This window comes from Pseudomonas citronellolis, from assembly GCF_029335315.1.
Classification (GTDB): Bacteria; Pseudomonadota; Gammaproteobacteria; order Pseudomonadales; family Pseudomonadaceae; genus Pseudomonas; species Pseudomonas citronellolis_A.
In genome coordinates this window covers 1-22,546 of the sequence record NZ_JARJLT010000318.1, presented here as the reverse complement: position 1 = coordinate 22,546, position 22,546 = coordinate 1, and the positions used below count along the sequence as shown (strand labels likewise).

Sequence of the window (22,546 nt, the reverse complement as noted above, 5' to 3'; positions counted from 1 at the left end):
GCAGGGCTACCCTGCCGCCTCAAGCCGTCCCCGGAGCTCGCCATGCTGAATTTCTCCGCCCAGGAATACCCCTACGCCTCGCAGCGCTCGCTGGTCTACGCCCGCCGCGGCATGGTCGCCACCTCGCAGCCGCTGGCGGCGCAGGTCGGCCTGGATATCCTCAGGCGTGGCGGCAACGCGGTGGACGCCGCGGTGGCCACGGCGGCGGCGCTGACCGTGGTCGAGCCAACCGGCTGCGGCATCGGTGGCGACGCCTTCGCCCTGGTGTGGATCAAGGACCGCCTGCACGGCCTGGACGCCGCCGGCTACGCGCCCGCCGCGCTGAGCATCGACAAGCTGCGCGGCGCCGGCCACGCGCGGGTGCCGCTGTACGGCTGGACCCCGGTGACCGTGCCGGGCTGCCCGGCGGCCTGGGCCGAGCTGTCGGCGCGCTTCGGCCGGCTGGCGTTCGCCGAGCTGCTGGCGCCGGCCATCGAACTGGCCGAGGAGGGCTTCCCGGTTTCCCCGGTGATCGCCGGGCTGTGGCAGGGCGGCCTGGACAAGTTCCGCGCGGCGCGCGACGCGCACCCGGAACTGGCGGCCTGGTTCGCCGAATTCCTCATCGACGGCCGCGCCCCGCGCGCCGGGGAAATATTCCGCAACCCCGGCCAGGCGCAGACCCTGCGCGAACTGGCGCAAACCCGCTGCGAGTCCTTCTACCGCGGCGACCTGGCCCGGCGCATCGCCGCCCACGCCGCGGCCAGCGGCGGCTACCTGGGCGAGGCCGACCTGGCCGGCTACCGCGCCCAGTGGGTCGAGCCGATCTCGCTGAACTACCGGGGCTACGACGTCTGGGAAATCCCCCCGGCCGGCCAGGGCCTGGTGGCGCTGATGGCGCTGAACATCCTCAAGGGCTTCGAGTTCGGCGAGCGCGACAGCCCGGACACCTGGCACCGCCAGCTGGAAGCCATGAAGCTGGCCTACGCCGACGGCCGCGCCTTCATCGGCCAGCCCGACGCCATGCGCTTCAGCGTCGCCGACCTGCTCGGCGACGCCTACGCCGCCGAGCGCCGCGCGCTGATCGGCGAACGCGCCCTCGAACCGCACCCGGGCAAGCCGCGCGCCGGCGGCACCGTGTACCTGGCCACGGCCGACGGCGAGGGCAACCTGGTGTCGTTCATCCAGAGCAACTACCACGGCTTCGGCTCCGGCGTGGTGGTGCCCGGCACCGGCATCGCGCTGCAGAACCGCGGCGCCGAATTCAGCCTCGACCCGGCCCACGTCAATGCCCTGGCCCCGGGCAAGAAAACCTTCCACACCATCATCCCCGGCTTCCTCAGCAAGGACGGCGTGCCCCTGGGGCCGTTCGGCGTGATGGGCGCCTACATGCAGCCGCAAGGCCATGTGCAGGTGGTGATGAACCTCGTGGACTTCGGCCTCAACCCCCAGGCCACGCTGGACGCCCCGCGCTGGCAGTGGCTGGGCGACAAGCGCATCGGTATCGAGCACGGCGCCCCGCGCAGCCTGGCGGCGGTGCTCACGCGGCGCGGCCACCATGTCGAAGTGGCCCACGACCTGACCAGCTACGGGCGCGGCCAGATCATCCTGCGCGACCCGCTCAGCGGCGTGCTGTGCGGCGGCACCGAGCCGCGCACCGACGGCCAGATCGCCGCCTGGTAGGGCGACCGCCCGGCCGGCGGAGGTGCTAGCGCGGCGCGGGTCTGGCATCATCCGCGCGCGGAAATGAGCGGTCGCCACGCGGGGTGGCCGCCGAGGGGCGCTGTGTAGAATCTTCACAGCTGTTTTGTATACATGTTTTGAAATGATTCAAATCAACTCAAAGCATTCGTGTATTCAATTTCCCCCTCCCATGCTCGCCAAAATGGCGCTTCGGCTGCCTGCGCTGCCCCGTTTGAAGGCACGACTTGTCCCGTGAGTCAGGTTTTACCCCGGACTTGCGCGCGTGGGGTCGTTTCGCGCGGGGCCGCCAGGCCCATGAAAAAGCATGGCTTTCCCCCATACCAAGAAGGAAAACCCGTCCGCCGCCCGGCGTTGGCCCCGATCTTGCCTCGGCAGGCCAAGCCTGACCGACTGGACAGGTTCACAATTCCAACGAGATCGCAGCACTTCAAAACCTAGGAGCACCACATGACTCGCACACTCGCAACCCTGCTGCTCGCCAGCGGGCTGCTGGCCGGCGGCCAGGCCATGGCCGGCGGCGAAGACCTCTCCCCCGCACCGGCGGTCAACGACGGCCCGCTGCTCTGGCACAACGAAAGCCTGACCTACCTGTGGGGCAAGAACTTCAAGGTCGACCCGCCGATCCAGCAGACCTTCACCTTCGAGAGCGCGAGCGCCTGGACCTGGGGCGACATCTGGTTCTTCGTCGACCAGATCAACTACAACGGCAAGGAAAGCGCCACCAACGGCAAGAACACCTACTACGGTGAGTTCAGCCCGCGCCTGTCGTTCGGCAAGATCACCGGCGCCGACCTGTCGCTGGGCCCGATCAAGGACGTGCTGCTGGCCACCACCTACGAGTTCGGCGAAGGCGACGTCGAGTCCTACCTGATCGGCCCGGGCTTCGACCTGGCGCTGCCGGGCTTCGACTACTTCCAGCTGAACTTCTACTACCGCAAGCCCGACGGCAACCGCGTGCCGTCCGGCGCCTGGCAGATCACCCCGGCCTGGGCCATCACCTTCCCGGTGGGCAACTCCGACATCCTCTTCGACGGCTTCATGGACTGGGTCGTCAACAACAAGAGCGCCAGCTCCAGCGAGCGCAACCAGTCGGACTACCACGCCAACCTGCACTTCAACCCGCAGATCAAGTACGACCTGGGCAAGGCCATGGGCTACGAGGCCAAGCACCTGTACGTGGGCGTGGAATACGACTACTGGTCCGACAAGTACGGCATCAAGGACTCGCAGTTCTTCACCACCGACCAGAACACCACCAGCCTGCTGGTCAAGTACCACTTCTGATGCACCCCGGCCCCGCCGCCCGGCGGGGCCCAGCCACGGGGGCGGAAACGTCCCCGGCAGGCGCCGGAAAAATCTTTCCCCTTCAGAGAAGGCGCGCCTCCTACGTCGCGTCGTCCTCCCATGGTCCTGGGATGCGTTCCGCCGCATCGTGCTCCGGTCGAAGCTCAACCGGATTCCCGCCATGCCCAAGTATTCGCTGATTCCCCTCCTGGTCGCCCTGAGCGCGCCGACCCTGGCCGATTCGCAGCGCGATGACCGCGCGGCGCCGTTGCCCGAGCGCGAGGCTGCGCTGGCCGCCGCCCCGGTGACGCCGGCCGTGCCCGCGGCGGATGCGCCGCTGCTGCTTTCCACACCGCTGGAAGGCAACCTGAGCACCGTGGCCGTCGTCGGCCTGGGCGCCGCCGCGGTGGCCGTGGGCGCGGCCATTTCCAACAGTGGCGGCGGCAGCGGCCATGGGGGCGGTTCGGGCACCACCGGCACCACCCGCTGAGGCGCGGGTAAACGCCCCACCCCGGTGCACCCGCAGAAATTCGCGGGCAACCCTTGAAACCCGCGTGCCGCCTGGGTTATCCATGCTTCGCCCGATTCGCTGAAGCATGGATACGCCGTATGACTTTCCCAGTGCCAGCCCACCTCGCCGACAGCTCCGACAAGCCCGCCGGCCGCATTCGCCAGAAGAACGAGGAAGTCATCCTCGCCGCCGCCGAAGAAGAGTTCGCCCGCCATGGCTTCAAGGGCACCAGCATGAACGCCATCGCCCTGCGCGCCGACCTGCCCAAGGCCAACCTGCACTACTACTTCAGCAACAAGCTGGGGCTCTACACCGCGGTGCTGGGCAACATCCTCGAACTCTGGGACAGCACCTTCAACCACCTCAGCGCCGACGACGACCCGGCCGTCGCCCTGGCCGGCTACATCCGCGCCAAGATGGAATTCTCCCGCCGCCACCCGCTGGCCTCGCGGATCTTCGCGATGGAAATCATCAGCGGCGGCGAGTGCCTGAGCAGTCACTTCAACCAGGACTACCGCAACTGGTTCCGTGGCCGCGCGGCGGTGTTCGAAGCCTGGATCGCCGCCGGCAAGATGGACCCGGTGGACCCGGTCAACCTGATCTTCCTGCTCTGGGGCAGCACCCAGCACTACGCCGACTTCGCCACCCAGATCGCCTTCGTCACCGGGCGCAAGCGCATGTCCAGGCAGGACTACGGCGATGCCGCCGACAACCTCATCCGCATCATCCTCAAGGGCTGCGGGCTGACGCCGCCGGCCACGGCATGAGCTTCACCCTGGCCGGCCCGGCCAGCTACGCCGAAGACATCCGCAAGAGCCGCTTCACCTGCCTCGCCGCGCCCATCGCCAGCGAGGCCGAGGCCCAGGCCTTCCTCGCCGCCCACCGCGACGCCAGCGCCGGGCACAACTGCTGGGCCTGGAAGCTCGGCGCGCAGTACCGTTTCAGCGACGACGGCGAACCCGGCGGCACCGCCGGGCGGCCGATGCTCGCCGCCATCGAAGGCCAGGACATGGACGGCGTGGTGGTGCTGGTCAGCCGCTGGTTCGGCGGCATCAAGCTCGGCACCGGCGGCCTGGCCCGCGCCTACGGCGGCTGCGCGGCCAAGTGCCTGCAGGACGCCGCGCGCGTCGAGCGGGTGCCCAGCACGCGCCTGGCCTTCGCCTGCGGCTTCGCCGAGCACGCGCTGTTCAAGGCGCGCCTGCTGGCCCTGGGCGCGGCCATCGAGGACGAAACCTATGGCGCCGAGGGCGTGGCCCTGCGCCTGAGCCTGCCGACCGGCAAGGTCGAGGAGGCGCAACGCCTGCTCAACGACCTCAGCCGTGGGCGCATCCAGGCCACCCGCCTGGACGACTGACGCCGCCGTCGCGAATTATCCCCAGGGGTTTTCCACCGCGCCCGGGTTTTTGTCCCCGGTTCCTGTGCGGCATCCTGTGGACAAACTGTGCCCCCTCCTGTGCAAGCCACGCCAGCCGTGGCCTGTAGGGCTTTGCGCAGAAAATGTCCAATTCTCGGAAAAGGCTCTTTTCGGCTATCCCCGGATAACGTGGGCAAGGCTGTGGAAAAGCTGTCCATGAAGGCCCCGGAAGCCGGTATTCCGGGGCTTGCGCGGGGCTGTACATTTTTTGTCCTGCTATGGGCTGAAAGCCACGGAAATCAAAGGCTTGAGACGAGTGGCGAGGCACCCGCAAAGTGCCTTGGACAACCCCGGTATAAGCCCTTGGCAAGCTGTGAATATCCTGGTGGAAAACCTTTCCGAAAAGAGCAGTTGTACGCAGCCCCGTGCAGCGCACGGAAACGCCAGTGGAAGCGGGGTTTTCCAGCGTGCGGGGAGTGAATTGCTCACAGAGGCCGTGGACAGTGCTGTGGATATCCTCTGGGGAAAACTTTCCGCCCCAGTCGCTTCGCCGGCTGGCGAAAAGTGTACGTTTTTTGAGCGGAAGGCCGCGAAAACGCTGGGCTGCGGGCAGGTATCCACAGATAGGCGGGGGTACCGAAGGGACTTTTCAGGGCAGCGGGAGCAGGCCGGACAGCTATGTGGCCTGTGGATGGCGAAAAGAGGCTCTCGGCAGTGGATAAGCCCAACTTGACCAGAGCGTAGGGCGTATAACCGTTCGCGGTTATACGCCGCTTGACCGAGCCCCCGCCCGGCCTCGGGTTCGAACCCGAAGCGCCCCTGGAACAAGCGCTTCGTAGCTGACCGCGAGGCGCGCCTGCCGCCAAGGCCAATCGGCGTATAACGCGGAGCGTTATACGCCCTACACCTGACCCAACCTTGGCGTTACCGGCTACGGGAGCGTAGGGCGTATAACCGTTCGCGGTTATACGCCGCCTGACCGAGCCCCTGCCCGGCCTCTGGTTCGAGCCCGAAGCGCCCCTGCGCCATTGCGGACGATTGCGGCGAGGGTTCGCGAGCAAGCTCGCTCCTACGCAGAGCAGGTCGTGCTTCGCGGGCAGACCTGTAGGAGCGAGCTTGCTCGCGAACCTCTGGCCCGTTACAGCCGGAACTGCCCCATCTGCCGTTGCAGGTTGTCGGCCAGGCCGCGCAGGGCGTGGCACTGTTCGCGGCCCTGGTGCACTTCGCCGGCGGTGGCGCGGGCCAGGTCGGCGATGCCCTGGACGTTGCGGTTGATTTCCTCGGTCACCGCGCTCTGTTCCTCGGTGGCGGCGGCGACCTGGTGGTTGATGTCGCTGATGCGTTCCACCTGGTCGGCGATCGCGCCCAGCGAGGCGCCGGCGCGCTGGCTGGCGGCCAGGCCTTCGCCGGTGGCGGCCTGCCCCGACTGCATGGAGCTGACCGCCTGCTCGGCGCCCTGCTTGAGGCGCTGGATCATCGCCTGGATCTCGTCGGTGGAACCCTGGGTGCGCCCGGCCAGGGTGCGCACCTCGTCGGCCACCACGGCGAAGCCGCGGCCCAGTTCGCCGGCGCGGGCCGCCTCGATGGCGGCGTTCAGCGCCAGCAGGTTGGTCTGCTCGGAGATGCCACGGATCACCGCCAGCACCTGGTCGATGTTCGCCACCTGCTGCGCCAGCTCGGTCACCGCGCCGGCGGCCTGGCCGATCTCGGCGGACATGCGCTCGCTGTGCTGCAGCGAGCCGCCGACCACCTGGCGCGCCTGGCCGGCCTCGCCACGGGCCTGTTGCGAGGCGCCGGCGGCCTGCTCGGCGTTGCGCGCGATCTCCTGCACGGTGCTGCCCATCTCGTTCACCGCCGTGGCCACCATGTCGGTCATCTCCTGCTGGCGGCCGGCGCGCTCGGCGGTGTTATCCACAACCCGGGCCACCTCGCCGACGCTGCGCTGCAGCTGCTGGCTGGTGGCGAGCACCGCGCCGATCAGCTGGCGCTGGCTTTCCAGGAAGCGGTTGAAGCCACGCGCCAGGTCGCCCAGTTCGTCGGCGCGGGTTTCGTCCAGGCGCCGGGTCAGGTCGCCGCCGCCGGCGCCGATGTCCAGCAGCGCGCCGGTGACCTGGCGGATCGGCCGCACCAGGCCGCGCGCCATCAGCACCACCAGGCCCAGGCAGAGCAGCGCCACGGCCACCCCGGCCAGCCCGGACAGGCGCAGCGCCTGGCGCGCGTCGGCGTAGATTTCCGCCTCCGGCACTTCGCTCACCAGGGTCCAGCCGAGGTCATGCAACGGCAGGCTGGCGGCCAGCCAGGGCGCGCCGTCGCGCTCGAAACGGCTGCTGTGGAAATCCTCGTGGCCGAGCAGGGCGCGGGCCGCCTCGGCGCCCACCAGGTCGGCCAGGGTCTTGCCGCGCGCCTGTGCCGGGTCGGGGTGGACCTGCACCTGGCCGTCGTTCTTCACCAGGAATACCCGGCCGGACTGGCCGAAGCGGAAGTCGCGGATCAGCCTCGACAGCTCGTCCATGCGCAGGCCCAGGCCGGCGATGCCCAGCAGCTTGCCGTCGCGCTCGACGCGGCGGTCGATGAACAGGGTCAGCTCGCCGCTGCCGACGTCGGTGTCGATGTTCAGTACCCGCGCCTGGCCGCTCTCGATGAAGTGGAAGTACCAGGCGTCCTGCGGGTTGTCGCGGGCCAGCGTGCGTTCCTTGCCCTTGTCGCTGTAGTAGGCGTCGCTGGCCTTGCCGACGATCAGCGCGGCGAAGGCCTTCTGCGAGGCGCGCACGCCAGCCAGGTAGCGGACGAAGTCGGGCTGCCGCGCGGGGTCTTCGCCGGCGGCCAGCCAGTCCTGCACCAGGGCGTTGTCGGCGATGTCGGCGGCGGCGGTGAGGGGGCCGGTGAGCTGGCGTTCGAAGTCGTTGCGGATCGCCTGGATGCTCGCCGGCAGCGCCTGGTCGAGCAGGTAGCGCTCGCTGAGGCGGTTGACCAGCAGGGCGTAGAGGCCGAGCACGATGAGCAGGCTGAGCAGCAGGGCGGCGCCCATGCTGAGGATGAGCTGGGTCTGGATACTGCGAAGGCGCATTTGTTGTTGTCCTCGTGGCGCGCAGCGAGTCCGTTCGCCGGGAATACGGGCGTGTGAGTGGGGCCGGGAGGGTTATCGGCGGAGGGGGGTAAAACTGTTGTCCAACTGGTCAGGTTTTCGACCGGCGGCGCTCATTGCGCGCACAGCGCCTTCCATTCGACGCCGCTGCGCGTGGTGCGTGGCGGGGCGTCACGGTGGTAGCGGGCGATGACCTGGGCGGCCACCGCCACCGCCACTTCCAGCGGGCGCTTGCCGGGCACGCCGGGCAGGCCGATGGGGCAGTGCAGGGACGCGATGGCCTGCGGCGTGAAGCCGCGTTGCTCCAGGCGCAGGCGGAAGCGCTGGGCCTTGGTCTGCGAGCCGATCATGCCGAGGAAGCCGGCGTCGCCGCGCTTGAGCGCGGCCTCGGCGAGGGCGTAATCCAGCGGGTGGTTGTGGGTCATGATCAGGTAGTAGCTGCCCGGCGCGGCCTTATCCACAGCCTCCAGCGGATCGTCCAGCAGGCTGGCGCGCACCCCTGTGGGTAACTCGGCGGGGAATTCCCCGGCGCGGCTGTCGACCCATTCCAGGCGCAGCGGCAGCCCCGCCAGCAGCGGCGCCAGGGCGCGGCCGACGTGGCCGGCGCCGAACAGCAGCACCTGCGGCCCGCGCACCGCGAAGCATTCGAACAGCAGGCTGGCGCGGCCGCCGCAGCACTGGCCCAGGCGCGCGCCGAGGGGGAAGTGCTCCAGGCTCTGCGCGTCCTTGCCGGCCAGCAGCAGCTGGCGCGCGTGCTCGGTGGCGGCGAGTTCCAGGTGGCCGCCGCCGATGGTGTCGTAGCAGGTGTCGCCGGTGACCAGCATCTTGCAGCCGGCCTCGCGCGGGGTGGAGCCCTGCACGCCGATCACGGTGACCAGCACGTAGGGCTCGGCGCCGTCGCGCAGGCGGGCGATGGCGTCCATCCAGGTGGGGGTCATGGGTTGGGCTCCTGGGCCGGATCGGTGTGCGTGGAGAGTGCGGGTGCTGGCTGGTTATCCACAGCCCAGCCCTTCAGCGCTTCGCAGGCCCAGAGCACCCGTTCCGGCGTCGCCGGGGTGTCCAGGGCCGGGCTCACGCGGTAGTCGGCCAGGCTGGCGATGGCGTCGCGCAGGGCCGACCACACCGAGATTGCCAGCATGAACGGCGGTTCGCCCACCGCCTTGGACAGGTACACGCTGTCCTCCTCGTTGGGGCGGTCGAACAGCGCCACGCGGAAGTCCTCGGGCACGTCGCTGGCGGCGGGAATCTTGTAGGTGGCCGGGCCGGTGGTGAGCAGGCGGCCCCTGGCGTCCCACTTGAGTTCCTCGGTGGTCAGCCAGCCCATGCCCTGGACGAAGCCACCCTCGATCTGGCCGATGTCGATGGCCGGGTTCAGGCTGCGGCCGACGTCGTGCAGGATGTCCACCCGCAGCAGGCGGTATTCGCCGGTCAGGGTGTCCACCTCGACCTCCGACACCGCCGCGCCGTAGGCGAAGTAGAAGAACGGGTGGCCCTGGCCGGTGGCGCGGTCGTAGTGAATCTTCGGCGTGCGGTAGAAGCCGGTGGCGGACAACTGCACCCGCGCAAAATAGGCGGCCTGCACCACTTCGGCGAAATCCAGCGCCTTGTCCCGCGCCAGCACCTGGCCGCGCACGAAGCGCACTTCCTGCACCGTCACGCCTTCGCGCGCGGCGAGGAATTCAGCCAGGCGCGCCTTGAGCGTGCGCGCCGCGTCGCGGGCGGCCATGCCGTTCAGGTCGGTGCCGCTGGAGGCCGCGGTGGGCGAGGTGTTGGGCACCTTGTCGGTGCGCGTGGCGGTGATGCTGACGCGCTCCAGCGGCACCTGGAATTCCTCGGCGACGATCTGCGCCACCTTGGTGTTCAGGCCCTGGCCCATCTCGGTGCCGCCGTGGTTCAGCTGGATGCTGCCGTCGGTGTACAGGTGGATGAGCGCGCCGGCCTGGTTCAGGTGCTGGGCGGTGAAGCTGATGCCGAACTTCACCGGGGTCAGCGCCAGGCCGCGGCGAAGGATCGGGCTGGCGGCGTTGCCGGCGGTGATCTCGGCGCGGCGCGCGCGGTAGTCGCTGCTGGCTTCCAGGCGCTCGATCAGCTCGCCCAGCAGGTTGTGCTCCACGCGCTGGTGGTAGGGCGTGAGGTCGCGGCCGCTGCCGCCGTAGAGGTTGAGCTTGCGCACGTCGAGCGGGTCCTGGCCGACCGCGCGGGCGATGTCGTCCATGGCGCGTTCGATCAGCATCATCCCCTGGGGCCCGCCGAAACCGCGGAAGGCGGTGTGGGACACCGTGTTGGTGAAGCTGCGGTAGCCGCCGATGGCCACGTCGGGGATGAAGTAGGCGTTGTCGGCGTGGAACATGGCGCGGTCGACGATGGCGTCGGAAAGGTCCGGCGAGTGACCGCAATCGCCCACCACCTCCAGCTGTGCGGCGAGCAGCCGGCCCTCGGCGTCGAAGCCCACCCGGTAGTGGTTGTGGAACGGGTGGCGCTTGCCGGTCAGGCGCATGTCGTCGGCGCGCGGCAGGCGTAGCTTCACCGCGCGGCCGGTGCGCAGCGCCAGCAGCGCGGCGAGGCAGGCGAAGGGCGCGGCCTGGGTTTCCTTGCCGCCGAAGCCGCCACCCATGCGCCGCACTTCCACCGTGACCTTGGCCAGGGGGATGGCCAGCACCTCGGCCACCAGCTTCTGCACCTCGCTGGGGTGCTGGCTGGAGGTGAACACGAACATGCCGCCGTCGTCCGTGGGCACGGCCATGGAGGCCTGGCCTTCGAGGTAGAAGTGCTCCTGGCCGCCGACGAACTGGCTGGCGTGCAGTGTGTAGGGCGCGGCGGCCAGGCCGTGCTCGGCGTCGCCACGGCGCATGAAGTGCGGCGGGCGCACGAAGCGTTCCTCGGCCTTGGCCCGCAGCGGGTCGAGCAGCGGTGGCTCTTCGGCGTACTCGACCTTTGCCAGGCGCGCGGCGCGGCGCGCCTGCAGCGGGGTTTCGGCGGCCACGGCGAACAGCGCCTGGCCGTGGTGCTTCACCCGGCCGTCGGCCAGCAGCGGGTCGCCGGGGAACACCGGGCCGATGTCGGTATGCCCCGGCACCTCGTCCAGGGTCAGCACGGCGACCACGCCGGGTGCGTTGCGCACAGCCGTCAGGTCGAGCTTGTGGATAACCCCGCAGGCGATTTCCGTGAGGCCGACGGCGGCGTACAGCAGGTCGCGCGGTTCCTTGATGTCGTCGACGTAGCGCGCCGCGCCGCTGACGTGCAGCTCGGCGCTGTCGTGGGGCCGGGCCTGGCCGGCGCTGCGCGTGTGCTCGCTGGCGCCGCCGTTGCCGGCGAGGGGAGGCAGGCTACGCATGGCGCACCTCCGCGAGGCTCGGGGCGAATTCCACTAATGCGCGCTGCAGCAGGTTCTGCGCCACCTTCAGGCGATAGGCGGCGCTGGCGCGCAGGTCGTCGATCGGCTGGAAGTCCTCGGCCAGCGCGGCCTGGGCCGCGCGCACGGCGTCGGCGTCGAACGGCCGGCCGCGCAACGCCGCCTCGCTGCGGGCGCCGCGCAAGGGCGTGGCGGCCATGCCGCCGCAGGCCAGTCGGGCGTCGCGCACCCGGCCGTGCTCGTCCAGGTCCAGGCGCAGCGCCAGGCACACGGCGGAGATATCGTCGTCGCGGCGCTTGGAAATCTTGTCCACACGGAACAGCTGGCCTTCGCGCAGCCTGGGGATAACTATCCCCTCGAGGTATTCGCCCGGTTGCAGCACGCTCTGCCGGTAGCCGGTGAAGAAACCGTCGATGGCGATTTCGCGGACCTGCCCGGCGCGCCGCAGGCGCAGGCGCGCGTCCAGCGCCAGCAGCACCGGCGGGGTGTCGCCGATGGGCGAGGCGTTGGCCACGTTGCCGCCGAAGCTGCCGCGCTGGCGCACCTGCAGCGAGCCGAGGCGCTCCAGCAGTTCGGGCACGCCGGGGAAACCCTGCAGCGCCTCGACGCAGTCGGCGTAGGGCCGCGCGGCGCCGATCAGCAGGTAGTCGGGATGCTCTTCCAGGCGACGCAGCTCGGGCACGCGCTCCAGGTGGATCAGCTGCGGGAAGGCCTTCAGCGCCTGGGTCGCCTCCAGGGCCAGGTCGGTGGCGCCGGCCACCAGCCGCGCCTGTGGATAATCCATCAACAGGGCGTCCAGTTCGTCCAGCGAGGTCGGCAGCCAGGCGTGCTGCTCGCCGTGATCCAGGCGGGCGCCGGCGGGGAGGGCGCGCAGGCGCTCGGCGGTGGCGCGGGCGCCGGCGTCGAAGCGGTCGGTTTGCGCGTCGCTGGCGATGCGTTTGGCCGCGTCGAGGATCGGCCGGTAGCCGGTGCAACGGCACAGGTTGCCGGACAGCGCGGCGAGCGCGCTGTCGCGGTCATGCGCGCAGCCGTCGTGCCGCCAGGCGAACAGCGACATGACGATGCCCGGCGTGCAGAAGCCGCATTGCGCGCCGTGGCAGTCGACCATGGCCTGTTGCACCGGGTGCAGGCGCTGGCCCTCGGCGAGGCTTTCCACGCTCAGCAGCTGGCGGCCGTGCAGCGCGCCCAGCGGGGTGATGCAGGCGTTCACCGCGCGGTAGCGCAGGCCGTCGCCCTGGGGTTCGGCGAGCACCACGGTGCAGGCGCCGCAATCGCCGGAGGCGCAGCCTTCCTTGGTGCCGGTGCGCCCCAGTTGGGTGCGCAGGTAGTCGAGCAGGCTCGTTTCCGGTGCCAGGTCGTCGGCCTGGCGCAGCTCGTCGTCGAGCAGGAACTGGATCATGCGAAACCTCGTTGGAGCGCGCTCGCCTCGCTCGCCGGAGGGCGGGCCTGACGCGGCGCGAAAGCTGTCCATATGGTCAGGTAATGCACGAACTCTGCCAGCGCGACAGCCTGGCTCCATAAGCAAAGCATAGGCTTGCGGCGCTTTTTGACCAGCTGGCCAGGAAATTGCTTCGGCCTGCGCCACTGCTGAATCCCTGACCGAGCCCTGCCATGTCCACAGCCCCCATTCCCCGTCTGGAACTGCGCGCCATCAGCAAGCGCTACCCCGGCTGCCTGGCCAACGATCGCGTCGACCTGAGCATCCAGCCCGGCGAAATCCACGCCCTGCTCGGCGAGAACGGCGCCGGCAAGAGCACGCTGATGAAGATCATCTACGGCGTCACCCGCCCGGACAGCGGCGAGCTGCGCTGGGACGGCCGCGTGGTGAACGTGAAGGACCCGGCCCAGGCCCGCGCCCTGGGCATCGGCATGGTGTTCCAGCACTTCTCGCTGTTCGAGACCCTGAGCGTGGCCCAGAACATCGCCCTGGCCCTCGGCGCCGCCGCCGGCACCCCGCAGCAGCTGGCGCCGCGCATCCGCGAGGTGTCGCGGCGCTACGGCATGCCGCTGGACCCGGAGCGCCTGGTGCACGGCCTGTCCATCGGCGAGCGCCAGCGGGTGGAGATCGTCCGCTGCCTGATGCAGGACATCCGCCTGCTGATCCTCGACGAGCCGACCTCGGTGCTCACCCCGCAGGAGGCCGACGACCTGTTCGCTGTGCTGCGCCGCCTGGCCGCCGAGGGCTGCAGCATCCTCTTCATCAGCCACAAGCTCGGCGAGGTGCGTGCGCTCTGCGAACGCGCCACGGTGCTGCGTGGTGGCCGGGTTTCCGGCGACTGCGTGCCGGCGCAATGCTCGGACCTGGAGCTGGCGCGGCTGATGGTCGGCGACGCCGAGGGCCTCGCCGCGCAGTACCCGAAGGCGCGCGGCGGCGAACCGCTGCTGCAGGTGAGCGCGCTGAACTGGCGCAGCGCCGATCCGTTCGGGGTGTCCTTCGCCGGGCTTGACCTGGAAGTGCGCGCCGGCGAGATCGTCGGCATTGCCGGCGTCGCCGGCAACGGCCAGGACGAACTGCTCGCCCTGCTCAGCGGCGAACAGCGCCTGCCGCGCGCCCAGGCCGCCAGCGTCCGCCTGGCCGGCGAGGCCGTCGCCCACCTGGCCCCGGACGCCCGCCGCGCGCGCGGCCAGGCCTTCGTCCCGGCCGAGCGCCTGGGCCACGGCGCGGTGCCCGAGCTGAGCCTGGCCGACAACGCCCTGCTCACCGGTTTCCAGGGCGGCCTGGTGCGCCACGGCCTGGTCCGGCGCGGCAAGGTGCAGGCGTTCGCCGAGGCGATCATCCAGCGCTTCGGGGTCAAGACGCCGGACGCCCAGGCCGCCGCGCGCAGCCTCTCCGGCGGCAACCTGCAGAAATTCATCCTCGGCCGCGAAATCCTCCAGAGCCCGCGGATCGTGGTGGCGGCGCACCCGACCTGGGGCGTCGACGTCGGCGCCGCGGCGGTTATCCACAGGGCGCTGATCGCCCTGCGCGACGCCGGCGCGGCCATCCTGGTGGTCTCCGAGGACCTCGACGAGCTGTTCCAGATCAGCGACCGCATCGGCGCGCTCTGCTCCGGCCGGCTCTCGCCCCTGGTGGACACCGCCACCACCGATCCCCTCGCCGTCGGCCGCTGGATGGCCGGGCAATTCGACGCCGCCGCCTGAGGAGCCGCCCCATGTTGTTGTCCCTGGAACCGCGCGGCCAGCACTCGCGCCTGATGCTCCTGCTCTCGCCGCTGCTGGCCGGATTGTTGACCCTGCTCTGCGGCGCGGCGCTGTTCGCCGCCCTCGGCCACCCGCCGCTGGCCACCCTGCACACCCTGCTGATCGAACCGGTGCAGGATTGGTACGGCGTCGGCGAACTGCTGGTGAAGGCCACGCCGATCCTGCTCTGCGCGCTGGGCCTGGCGCTGGCCTACCAGGCGCGCATCTGGAACATCGGCGCCGAGGGCCAGCTGCTGCTCGGCGCCCTGGCCGGCAGCGCCATGGCCCTCCAGCTGCTGGGCTGGGAGAGCCGCTGGGCGCTGGTCTGGACGCTGCTCGCCGGGGTCGCCGGCGGCGCCGCCTGGGCGGCCCTGGTGGCCTGGCTGCGCACGCGCTTCAACGCCAACGAGATCCTCACCAGCATCATGCTCAACTACATCGCGCTGAACCTGCTGCTGTTCTGCGTGCACGGCCCGCTGAAGGACCCGCAGGGCTTCAACTTCCCGCAGTCGGCGATGTTCGCCGAGGCCACCCTGCTGCCGGCGCTGTTCGACGGCAGCCGCGTGCACCTGGGCGCGCTCTTCGCCCTGCTGGCGCTGGTGGCGGTGTGGGTGCTGGCGCAGCGCAGCTTCGTCGGTTTCCAGATTCGCGTGCTCGGCCTCGACCGCCGCGCCGCCGGCTTCGTCGGCTTCCGCGAGCAGCGCCTGGTGTGGCTGGCGCTGCTGCTGTCCGGGGCGCTGGCCGGGCTGGCCGGGGTCTGCGAGGTGACCGGGCCGATCGGCCAGCTGGTGCCGCAGGTGTCGCCCGGCTACGGCTACGCGGCGATCACCGTGGCCTTCCTCGGCCGCCTGAACCCGCTCGGCATCCTCTTCGCCAGCCTGCTGATGGCGCTGCTCTACCTGGGCGGCGAGACCGCGCAGATGAGCCTGAACCTGCCGCTGGCGCTGACCGGGCTGTTCCAGGGAATGATGCTGTTCTTCCTGCTCGCCTGCGATGTGCTGATCCAGTATCGGCCGCGCCTGGCGCGCGGGTTCACGCTGCGGACAACGCTTTTCGTAGGAGCGAGCTTGCTCGCGAATCGACCCCGCTGCGGGGCTGTTCGCGAGCAAGGACTGGGGCGTCCCCCTCGCTCCTACAAGGACTGATCGGAGAATCACGATGGACATCGATCTGCTGAGCAACGTGCTCTACGCCATGGTCCGCACCGGCACGCCGCTGCTGCTGGTGGCGCTGGGCGAACTGGTGTGCGAGAAGTCCGGGGTGCTCAACCTCGGCCAGGAAGGAATGATGCTGTTCGGCGCGGTGATCGGTTTCATGGTCGCCTTCAGCACCGGCAGCCTGTGGCTCGGGGTGCTGCTGGCGGTGCTCGCCGGGATGCTCCTGGCCAGCCTGTTCGCCGCCGTGGCCCTGGGCCTGAACGCCAACCAGGTGGCCTGCGGCCTGGCGCTGACCATCTTCGGCGTCGGCCTGTCGTCGTTCGTCGGCGCGGCCTGGGTCGGCAAGCCGCTGGCCGGCTTCGCGCCACAGGCGCTGCCGCTGCTGGCGGGGCTGCCGTTGGTCGGGAAAATGCTCTTCAACCAGGACGCGCTGGTCTACCTGACGTTCGCGCTGTTCGCCGGGGTCGCCTGGCTGCTGCTGAAAAGCCGTGCCGGGCTGATCATCCAGGCGGTCGGCGAGAACCCCGACGCGGCCGCCGCCATGGGCCTTCCAGTGGTGCGCGTACGCACCATGGCGGTGCTTTTCGGCGGCGCCATGGCCGGCCTGGCCGGGGCCTACCTGTCCCTGGCCTACACCCCGATGTGGGCGGAGAACATGAGCGCGGGCCGCGGCTGGATTGCCCTGGCGCTGGTGGTGTTCGCCAGCTGGCGGGTGCTGCGCGTGCTGCTCGGCGCCTGGCTGTTCGGCCTGGCGAGCATCCTGCATCTGGTTGCCCAGGGCGTCGGCCTGAGCATCCCGGCCAACCTGCTGGCGATGCTGCCCTACGTGGCCACCATCGTGGTCCTGGTGCTGCTGTCCCGTGACGGCCTGCGCACCCGCCTGTTCGCCCCGGTTTCCCTGGGGCAGCCGTGGAAGGCCGGGCACTGAGGCGTTGTCACGCGGTGGTCGTGTCCGTGGTGCAGGATCGAGGATGGCCTCGCTGATCGATAGCGGGGCTCTTCCTTTTATAAGTCCGCTGATAGAGAAAGCCAATTTCCGTGATGCCCTAAATCAATGGGCCTTCCGGGCTAATAGCGGATAATCTTGCCCACGTCGAATTTCATAACCAATTCGATCAACACACTTCTACGAGGAATGCCGAATGAACCTGATCAACACCCAAGTCCAACCGTTCAAGGTCAACGCCTTCCACAACGGCAAGTTCATCGAAGTCACCGAGCAGTCCCTGAAGGGCAAGTGGTCGGTACTGATCTTCATGCCGGCAGCCTTCACCTTCAACTGCCCGACCGAGATCGAAGACGCCGCCAACAACTACGCCGCCTTCCGTGACGCTGGCACCGAAGTCTACATCGTGACCACCGACACCCACTTCTCGCACAAGGTCTGGCACGAAACCTCCCCGGCCGTCGGCAAAGCCCAGTTCCCGCTGATCGGCGACCCGACCCACCAGCTGACCAACGCTTTCGGCGTGCACATCCCGGAAGAAGGCCTGGCCCTGCGTGGCACCTTCGTGATCAACCCGGAAGGCGTGATCAAGACCGTCGAAATCCACTCCAACGAGATCGCTCGTGACGTCGGCGAGACCCTGCGCAAGCTGAAAGCTGCCCAGTACACCGCCGCTCACCCGGGCGAAGTCTGCCCGGCCAAGTGGAAAGAAGGCGAGAAGACCCTGGCTCCCTCGCTGGACCTGGTCGGCAAGATCTAAGTAACACCTCTCCCTCGGCGGGCGGCTCCACCCGAGTCGCCCGCCCTGCCCGAAGCCTATTCGCAACCGAGCAGGGCGGACGCACAGCGTCCGCCGCGGGAACCCTTTTGCCCGAATTTCGCAATCGCAGGAGCTGAATCATGTTGGACGCCAATCTTAAGACCCAGTTGAAGGCCTACCTCGAAAAGGTCACCCAGCCGTTCGAGATCGTCGCGTCCCTCGATGACAGCGACAAATCCCGCGAGCTGAGCGAACTGCTGCACGACATCGTCGGCCTGACCGACAAGATCACCCTGCGCGAAGATGGCCGCGACGAGCGCGTGCCGTCCTTCTCGCTGAACCGTCCGGGGGCGGACATCGGCCTGCGTTTCGCCGGTATCCCCATGGGCCACGAGTTCACTTCCCTGGTCCTGGCCCTGCTGCAGGTCGGCGGCCACCCGTCCAAGCTCGAGCCCGAGGTCATCGAGCAGGTCAAGGGCATCCAGGGCAAGTTCGAGTTCGAAACCTACTTCTCGCTGTCCTGCCAGAACTGCCCGGACGTGGTCCAGGCGCTGAACCTGATGGCCGTGCTCAACCCGAACATCCGCCACGTCGCCATCGACGGCGCGCTGTTCCAGGATGAAGTCGAACGTCGCCAGGTCATGTCGGTGCCGAGCATCTACCTGAACGGCGAAGTCTTCGGCGCGGGCCGCATGGGTGTGGAAGAGATCCTCGCCAAGATCGACACCGGCGCCGCCGCCCGCGACGCCGAGAAGATGAACACCAGGGAAGCCTTCGACGTGCTCGTCGTCGGTGGTGGCCCGGCCGGCGCCGCGGCGTCCATCTACGCCGCCCGTAAAGGCATCCGTACCGGCGTCGCCGCCGAGCGTTTCGGCGGCCAGGTGCTGGACACCATGGCCATCGAGAACTTCATCTCGGTCCAGGAAACCGAAGGCCCGAAACTGGCCCGCGCCCTGGAAGAGCACGTGAAACAGTACGAGGTCGACATCATGAACCTGCAGCGCGCCAGCGCGCTGATCCCGGCGAAGAACGCCGGCGAGCTGCACGAAGTGAAGTTCGAGAGCGGCGGCAGCCTCAAGGCCAAGACCGTGATCCTCGCCACTGGCGCCCGCTGGCGTGAAATGGGCGTGCCCGGCGAGCAGGAATACAAGGCCAAGGGCGTGTGCTTCTGCCCGCACTGCGACGGCCCGCTGTTCAAGGGCAAGCGCGTGGCGGTGATCGGCGGCGGCAACTCCGGCGTCGAGGCGGCCATCGACCTGGCCGGCATCGTCAGCCACGTGACCCTGCTGGAGTTCGACAGCAAGCTGCGCGCCGACGCCGTGCTGCAACGCAAGCTGTACAGCCTGCCCAACGTGGATGTCATCACCAGCGCGCTGACCAGCGAAGTGAAGGGCGACGGCCAGAAGGTCACCGGCCTGGTCTACAAGGACCGCAACTCGGACGAGTTCAAGTCGGTGGAGCTGGAAGGCATCTTCGTGCAGATCGGCCTGCTGCCGAACACCGAGTGGCTCAAGGGCACCATCGAGCTTTCCCCGCGCGGCGAGATCATCGTCGACGCCCGTGGCGAAACCTCGCTGCCGGGCATCTTCGCCGCCGGCGACGTGACCACGGTGCCGTACAAGCAGATCGTGATCGCGGTGGGCGAGGGGGCGAAGGCTTCGCTGTCGGCCTTCGATCACCTGATCCGCAGTTCCGCGCCGGCCTGACGGTCGCGCTTGGATGAAAACGCCCGGTTCACTTGAGTGAGCCGGGCGTTTTTGTTTGCTCTGCCGGGGCGACGGCAATCACCAGAACCCTCGCCGAACACCTGCTTCTCGTAGGAGCGAGCTTGCTCGCGAACAGCTTGGCACCGAGCCCCGACAGGTTCGCGAGTAAGCTCGCTCCTACAAAAAAGCCCCGGCCCCACCTTCAGAGAATCGGCGAAACCAGCCGTGCCACCCGCATCCCCAGTTGCTGCAACTGCCCGCTGCGCTCCGTGCCCATCTGCACCGACGCCTCGAAGTCCGCCAGCAGCATGCTCTCCACCTCGCCGGCGAAGGCTTCGTCCACCGTCACCAGCATGATCTCGAAGTTCAGCCGGAACGAGCGGTTGTCCAGGTTGGCGCTGCCCACCGCCGCGCAGTCGTGGTCCACCAGCACCACCTTCTGGTGCAGGAAGCCCGGTTGGTAGCGGAACACCTTCACCCCGGCGCGCACCGCGTCCTGGGCGTAGAGGCTGGAAGCGGCGTACACCGTGCGGTGGTCCGGGCGCGAGGGCAGCAGGATGCGCACGTCCACGCCGCGCAGGGCGGCCAGGCGCAGGGCGGCGCTGACCGCCTCGTCGGGGATGAAGTAGGGGGTGGTGATCCACACCCGTTCGCTGGCCGCGTTGATCATCTCGACGAAGAACAGCGAGCAGGTTTCCTGCTTGTCCGCCGGGCCGCTGGCGAGTACCTGGCAGATCACCCCCTGGTCGTCGTAGCGCTCCGGCAGCAGCAGGGTCGGCAGGGCGTGGGTGGCCCAGAACCAGTCCTCGCCGAAGCATTCCTGCAGGCAGGCCACCGCCGGGCCGCGCAGCTCCACGTGGGTGTCGCGCCAGGGCGACAGCGGCGGCTTCTCGCCGAGGTATTCGACGCCGACGTTGTGCCCGCCGACGAAGCCGCGCGCACCGTCCACCACCACCACCTTGCGATGGTTGCGGAAGTTCAGCTGGAAGCGGTTGATGGCGCCGTGGCCGGTGCTGAAGGCCTGCACCTGCACGCCGCCGGCGCGCAGGCGCTCGACGTAGCGGCCGGGCAGGCCGTGGCTGCCGATGGCGTCGTAGAGCAGGAAAACTTCCACGCCGTTGGCCGCGCGCTCCAGCAGCAGCTGCGCCAGGCGCTGGCCGAGGGCGTCGTCGCGGATGATGAAGAACTGCACCAGGATCACCTGCTTCGCCTGGCCGATGGCCTCGAAGATGGCGTCGAAGCTGGCCTTGCCGTTCACCAGCAGGCGCACCTGGTTGTTCGCCAGGGTCGGCATGCGCGCCAGCGCCGAAAGCGCCTTCAGCGCCTTGTAGCTTTCCGACTGGCTGGCGGTCAGCGCTTCCTCCACCCAGGGCCGCCAGTCCAGCTCGGCGGCGGCCTGGTGCATCTCTTCGTTGGCCTGGCGGCGCGCGCCTATGTAGGCGTCGAAGCGGCTGCGGCCGAACACCAGGTAGGGCAGCAGGGTCAGCAGCGGCATGAACACCAGGGCGATGGCCCAGGCGATGGAGCCCTGCGCGGTGCGCACGGTGAGCACGGCGTGGACGGCGGCGACCACCCCGAGCACCTGGATGGCCACGAGGAAATAGGCGATGTAGGCGGAATAGTGCATGCGCGCGAACGAGTCCTTCTGCCCTGCGTGTTCTCGCAGCTTAGCCGCGCTCGGGGGGCTGCGGCCATCCTGGCAGATCGCCGCGCCAGGTTTCGTAGGCCTTGCCCAGGGCCAGCACCTCGACGTCGGCGAAGCGCGGGCCGACGATCTGCAGGCCGATCGGCATGCCGGCGGCGGTGAAGCCGCAGTTGATCGACAGCGCCGGCTGCTCGGACATGTTCCACGGCACGGTGAAGCCGATGTGCTCGAAGGGCCGCGCCGGGTCGTTGGTCGGCGACGCCCAGTCGACGGGGAAGGCCGCCACCTGGTTGGTCGGGCTGAGCAGGAAGTCGACGCCGTGGAACTGCTCGGCGGCGCGCTTGCGCATTTCGAAGGTGCAGTTGAAGCCGCGCACCGCCTCCACTCCGGACACCCGCGCGCCGCCTTCGGCCCACTGGAAGATGTACGGCAGCACCCGCGCCTGGCGCTCGGCCGGCAGCGCCCCGAGCTCCGCCCACAGGCGCGCGCGCCAGAAGCGGTCGAGGCCGTCGAGCAGCTCGCGGTCGAGGATCGGTTGCACTTCGACGACCTGCGCGCCGGCCTCGACGAAGCGTTGCGCGGCGTCTTCCACGGCGCGGCGCACTTCCGGCTCGGGTTGCAGGCCGCAGCCGGGGTCCAGCTGCAGGCCGATGCGCAGGCCACGCACCTCGGCCGGGCGGATCGCCCAGTCCAGCTCGGCCGGCGGCAGGCTGGTGGCGTCGCGCCAGTCGGGGCGCGCCAGGTGTTTCATCAGCAGCGCGGCGTCGTCCAGGCTGCGCGTCATGGGCCCGGCGCAGCGCCCGGTGTAGTAGGGGTCGATGGGAATCCGCCCGAGGCTCGGCTTGAAGCCGACCAGGCCGCACCAGGCGGCGGGCAGGCGCACCGAGCCGCCGATGTCGGTGCCCAGGTGCAGCGGCCCGTAGCCGGCGGCGGCGGCCGAGGCGGCACCGGCGCTGGAGCCGCCCGGGTTCATCGCCAGGTTCCAGGGGTTGCGCGCCAGCTTGTGGAAGCTCGACAGGCCGGAGGAGAGCATGCCGAAGTCCGGCACCGTGGTCTTGCCCAGCAGGATCGCCCCGGCCTCGCGCAGGCGCGCGGTGGGCGGCGCGTCCTGGCTGGCGGGGGTGAGCGGCACGGCGGCGCTGCCTTGGGGAATCGGGTCGCCGGCACTGGCGATGAGTTCCTTGATGGTCACCGGCACCCCGTCCAGTTCGCCGCGCGGCTCGCCCTTCAGCCAGCGCGCCTCGGCTTCCCGCGCCTCGCCCAGGGCCCGTTCCGGGGCGTAGGCGTAGAGCGCGCAGAGCTGCGGCTCCCAGCGCTCGATGTGGGCGATCAGGTGCCGCAGGTATTCCACGGGGGACAGCTGGCGCGAACGATACAGGGCCAGCAGCTGGACGGCGGTGAGATCGTGCAGCGCGGTCATGGGGGACTCCGGCGGGGATGCATGGCACAACCCTAGCCTATCGCGGAGCCGGGCAGGGTGTAGGGCGAATAACGCTCCGCGTTATCCGCCGCCAGGCCTTCGGCGGATGACCGCGAACGGTCATTCGCCCTACGCGGTTTCGTAGGATGGGTTGAGCGAAGCGATACCCAGCGGCGTTGGCCGGGGAGTCAGGGCCGCGGCACCAGCGCCGGCAGCAGGTGCCGCGACACCGCCTCGCGCACCGCCGGCAGCAGGGTGGCGTTGCCGCCGAGCATTTCTTCCACCAGCCGGCGCAGGGCCATGGAGCGCTCCGGGGTCAGGGCGCGCACGGCGTATTCGCAGGCCTGTTCCGCGGTGACGTCCGGCGGAACGGCGAAACCCAGGGCTTGCAGGCGTTCGCGGAAATCGTCCTGGTCGATCAGGTCGGCATGCATCATCGCGGGGTCCTCCGTGAGGGTAGGCTTAC

General features: G+C 69.5%; 16 protein-coding genes and 2 pseudogenes. 10 read left to right on the top strand and 8 right to left on the bottom strand.

Features of this window, described 5'->3' with window-relative positions; genetic code table 11:
- The first annotated feature begins 42 nt into the window (after positions 1–42).
- The 5 genes from P3W75_RS23760 to P3W75_RS23740 all read left to right on the top strand — a co-directional run bounded on the left by P3W75_RS23760 (position 43) and on the right by P3W75_RS23740 (position 4,829).
- On the top strand, positions 43–1,659 hold the full coding sequence (locus P3W75_RS23760; protein ID WP_276229768.1) for a gamma-glutamyltransferase family protein: 1,617 nt from the start codon (positions 43–45) through the stop codon (positions 1,657–1,659).
- Between the two features lie 468 nt (positions 1,660–2,127).
- Positions 2,128–2,964, top strand: coding sequence for an outer membrane protein OmpK (locus P3W75_RS23755; RefSeq protein WP_276229767.1), 837 nt, complete (start codon positions 2,128–2,130; stop codon positions 2,962–2,964).
- 181 nt (positions 2,965–3,145) lie between these two features.
- Entirely contained in the window at positions 3,146–3,454 is a 309-nt protein-coding gene (locus tag P3W75_RS23750; protein ID WP_276229766.1) for a hypothetical protein, read from the top strand.
- 119 nt (positions 3,455–3,573) lie between these two features.
- Positions 3,574–4,242: a TetR/AcrR family transcriptional regulator gene (locus P3W75_RS23745; RefSeq protein ID WP_276229765.1), complete on the top strand. Its 669-nt coding sequence runs from the start codon at positions 3,574–3,576 to the stop codon at positions 4,240–4,242.
- Positions 4,239–4,829 (top strand): IMPACT family protein, encoded by a 591-nt coding sequence (locus P3W75_RS23740; protein ID WP_276229764.1) that lies wholly within the window; start codon positions 4,239–4,241, stop codon positions 4,827–4,829. Before P3W75_RS23745 ends, P3W75_RS23740 begins: the two co-directional genes overlap by 4 nt.
- Before the next feature lie 1,138 nt (positions 4,830–5,967).
- Here the strand turns inward: P3W75_RS23740 and P3W75_RS31960 are convergent.
- The 5 genes and pseudogenes from P3W75_RS31960 to xdhA form a co-directional block, all read right to left on the bottom strand.
- Complete coding sequence (locus P3W75_RS31960) at positions 5,968–6,696, bottom strand: methyl-accepting chemotaxis protein (protein WP_430765406.1); 729 nt, start codon at positions 6,694–6,696, stop codon at positions 5,968–5,970.
- A 132-nt stretch (positions 6,697–6,828) separates the two neighbouring features.
- Positions 6,829–7,857: pseudogene (locus tag P3W75_RS31955) on the bottom strand (HAMP domain-containing protein); the annotation flags it as partial.
- A gap of 170 nt (positions 7,858–8,027) precedes the next feature.
- The gene (xdhC, locus tag P3W75_RS23730; RefSeq protein WP_276229762.1) at positions 8,028–8,852 is read right to left on the bottom strand and encodes a xanthine dehydrogenase accessory protein XdhC; all 825 of its coding nucleotides are present in this window, start codon (positions 8,850–8,852) and stop codon (positions 8,028–8,030) included.
- Positions 8,849–11,248, bottom strand: a complete 2,400-nt coding sequence (gene xdhB, locus P3W75_RS23725) for a xanthine dehydrogenase molybdopterin binding subunit (RefSeq protein ID WP_276229761.1) — start codon at positions 11,246–11,248, stop codon at positions 8,849–8,851. Before xdhB ends, xdhC begins: the two co-directional genes overlap by 4 nt.
- Positions 11,241–12,665 (bottom strand): xanthine dehydrogenase small subunit, encoded by a 1,425-nt coding sequence (gene xdhA / locus P3W75_RS23720; RefSeq protein WP_276229760.1) that lies wholly within the window; start codon positions 12,663–12,665, stop codon positions 11,241–11,243. Before xdhA ends, xdhB begins: the two co-directional genes overlap by 8 nt.
- A 212-nt stretch (positions 12,666–12,877) precedes the next feature.
- On the opposite strand from xdhA, the gene P3W75_RS23715 reads away from it, so the two are divergent.
- The 5 genes and pseudogenes from P3W75_RS23715 (at position 12,878) to ahpF (ending at position 19,015) form a co-directional block, all read left to right on the top strand.
- Positions 12,878–14,407 (top strand): ABC transporter ATP-binding protein, encoded by a 1,530-nt coding sequence (locus tag P3W75_RS23715; protein ID WP_276229759.1) that lies wholly within the window; start codon positions 12,878–12,880, stop codon positions 14,405–14,407.
- 11 nt (positions 14,408–14,418) lie between these two features.
- Positions 14,419–15,468 (top strand): annotated as a pseudogene (locus tag P3W75_RS23710) (ABC transporter permease); the annotation flags it as partial.
- Positions 15,469–15,604: 136 nt separating this feature from the next.
- Positions 15,605–16,531: an ABC transporter permease gene (locus P3W75_RS23705; RefSeq protein WP_276229758.1), complete on the top strand. Its 927-nt coding sequence runs from the start codon at positions 15,605–15,607 to the stop codon at positions 16,529–16,531.
- Positions 16,532–16,745: 214 nt separating this feature from the next.
- A complete protein-coding gene (gene ahpC / locus P3W75_RS23700) occupies positions 16,746–17,309 on the top strand; it encodes an alkyl hydroperoxide reductase subunit C (RefSeq protein ID WP_037016170.1) in 564 nt (187 codons plus the stop codon).
- Positions 17,310–17,449: 140 nt separating this feature from the next.
- Positions 17,450–19,015, top strand: a complete 1,566-nt coding sequence (gene ahpF / locus P3W75_RS23695; protein ID WP_276229757.1) for an alkyl hydroperoxide reductase subunit F — start codon at positions 17,450–17,452, stop codon at positions 19,013–19,015.
- Positions 19,016–19,217: 202 nt separating this feature from the next.
- Here ahpF and cls read toward each other — a convergent pair whose 3' ends face one another.
- The 3 genes from cls to P3W75_RS23680 all read right to left on the bottom strand — a co-directional run bounded on the left by cls (position 19,218) and on the right by P3W75_RS23680 (position 22,517).
- Entirely contained in the window at positions 19,218–20,642 is a 1,425-nt protein-coding gene (gene cls, locus P3W75_RS23690; protein WP_276229756.1) for a cardiolipin synthase, read from the bottom strand.
- A 40-nt stretch (positions 20,643–20,682) separates the two neighbouring features.
- Positions 20,683–22,080 (bottom strand): amidase, encoded by a 1,398-nt coding sequence (locus P3W75_RS23685; protein WP_276229755.1) that lies wholly within the window; start codon positions 22,078–22,080, stop codon positions 20,683–20,685.
- Between the two features lie 188 nt (positions 22,081–22,268).
- The gene (locus P3W75_RS23680) at positions 22,269–22,517 is read right to left on the bottom strand and encodes a hypothetical protein (protein ID WP_276229774.1); all 249 of its coding nucleotides are present in this window, start codon (positions 22,515–22,517) and stop codon (positions 22,269–22,271) included.
- Between the last annotated feature and the right edge of the window lie 29 nt (positions 22,518–22,546).

Excerpts from the sequence above, each read along its gene's own strand:
- P3W75_RS23760 (WP_276229768.1), top strand. The coding sequence starts at position 43 with ATGCTGAATTTCTCCGCCCAGGAATACCCCTACGCCTCGCAGCGCTCG.
- P3W75_RS23755 (WP_276229767.1), top strand. The coding sequence starts at position 2,128 with ATGACTCGCACACTCGCAACCCTGCTGCTCGCCAGCGGGCTGCTGGCC.
- P3W75_RS23750 (WP_276229766.1), top strand. The coding sequence starts at position 3,146 with ATGCCCAAGTATTCGCTGATTCCCCTCCTGGTCGCCCTGAGCGCGCCG.
- P3W75_RS23745 (WP_276229765.1), top strand. The coding sequence starts at position 3,574 with ATGACTTTCCCAGTGCCAGCCCACCTCGCCGACAGCTCCGACAAGCCC.
- P3W75_RS23740 (WP_276229764.1), top strand. The coding sequence starts at position 4,239 with ATGAGCTTCACCCTGGCCGGCCCGGCCAGCTACGCCGAAGACATCCGC.
- P3W75_RS31960 (WP_430765406.1), bottom strand. The coding sequence starts at position 6,696 with ATGGTGGCCACGGCGGTGAACGAGATGGGCAGCACCGTGCAGGAGATC.
- xdhC (WP_276229762.1), bottom strand. The coding sequence starts at position 8,852 with ATGACCCCCACCTGGATGGACGCCATCGCCCGCCTGCGCGACGGCGCC.
- xdhB (WP_276229761.1), bottom strand. The coding sequence starts at position 11,248 with ATGCGTAGCCTGCCTCCCCTCGCCGGCAACGGCGGCGCCAGCGAGCAC.
- xdhA (WP_276229760.1), bottom strand. The coding sequence starts at position 12,665 with ATGATCCAGTTCCTGCTCGACGACGAGCTGCGCCAGGCCGACGACCTG.
- P3W75_RS23715 (WP_276229759.1), top strand. The coding sequence starts at position 12,878 with ATGTCCACAGCCCCCATTCCCCGTCTGGAACTGCGCGCCATCAGCAAG.
- P3W75_RS23705 (WP_276229758.1), top strand. The coding sequence starts at position 15,605 with ATGGACATCGATCTGCTGAGCAACGTGCTCTACGCCATGGTCCGCACC.
- ahpC (WP_037016170.1), top strand. The coding sequence starts at position 16,746 with ATGAACCTGATCAACACCCAAGTCCAACCGTTCAAGGTCAACGCCTTC.
- ahpF (WP_276229757.1), top strand. The coding sequence starts at position 17,450 with ATGTTGGACGCCAATCTTAAGACCCAGTTGAAGGCCTACCTCGAAAAG.
- cls (WP_276229756.1), bottom strand. The coding sequence starts at position 20,642 with ATGCACTATTCCGCCTACATCGCCTATTTCCTCGTGGCCATCCAGGTG.
- P3W75_RS23685 (WP_276229755.1), bottom strand. The coding sequence starts at position 22,080 with ATGACCGCGCTGCACGATCTCACCGCCGTCCAGCTGCTGGCCCTGTAT.
- P3W75_RS23680 (WP_276229774.1), bottom strand. The coding sequence starts at position 22,517 with ATGATGCATGCCGACCTGATCGACCAGGACGATTTCCGCGAACGCCTG.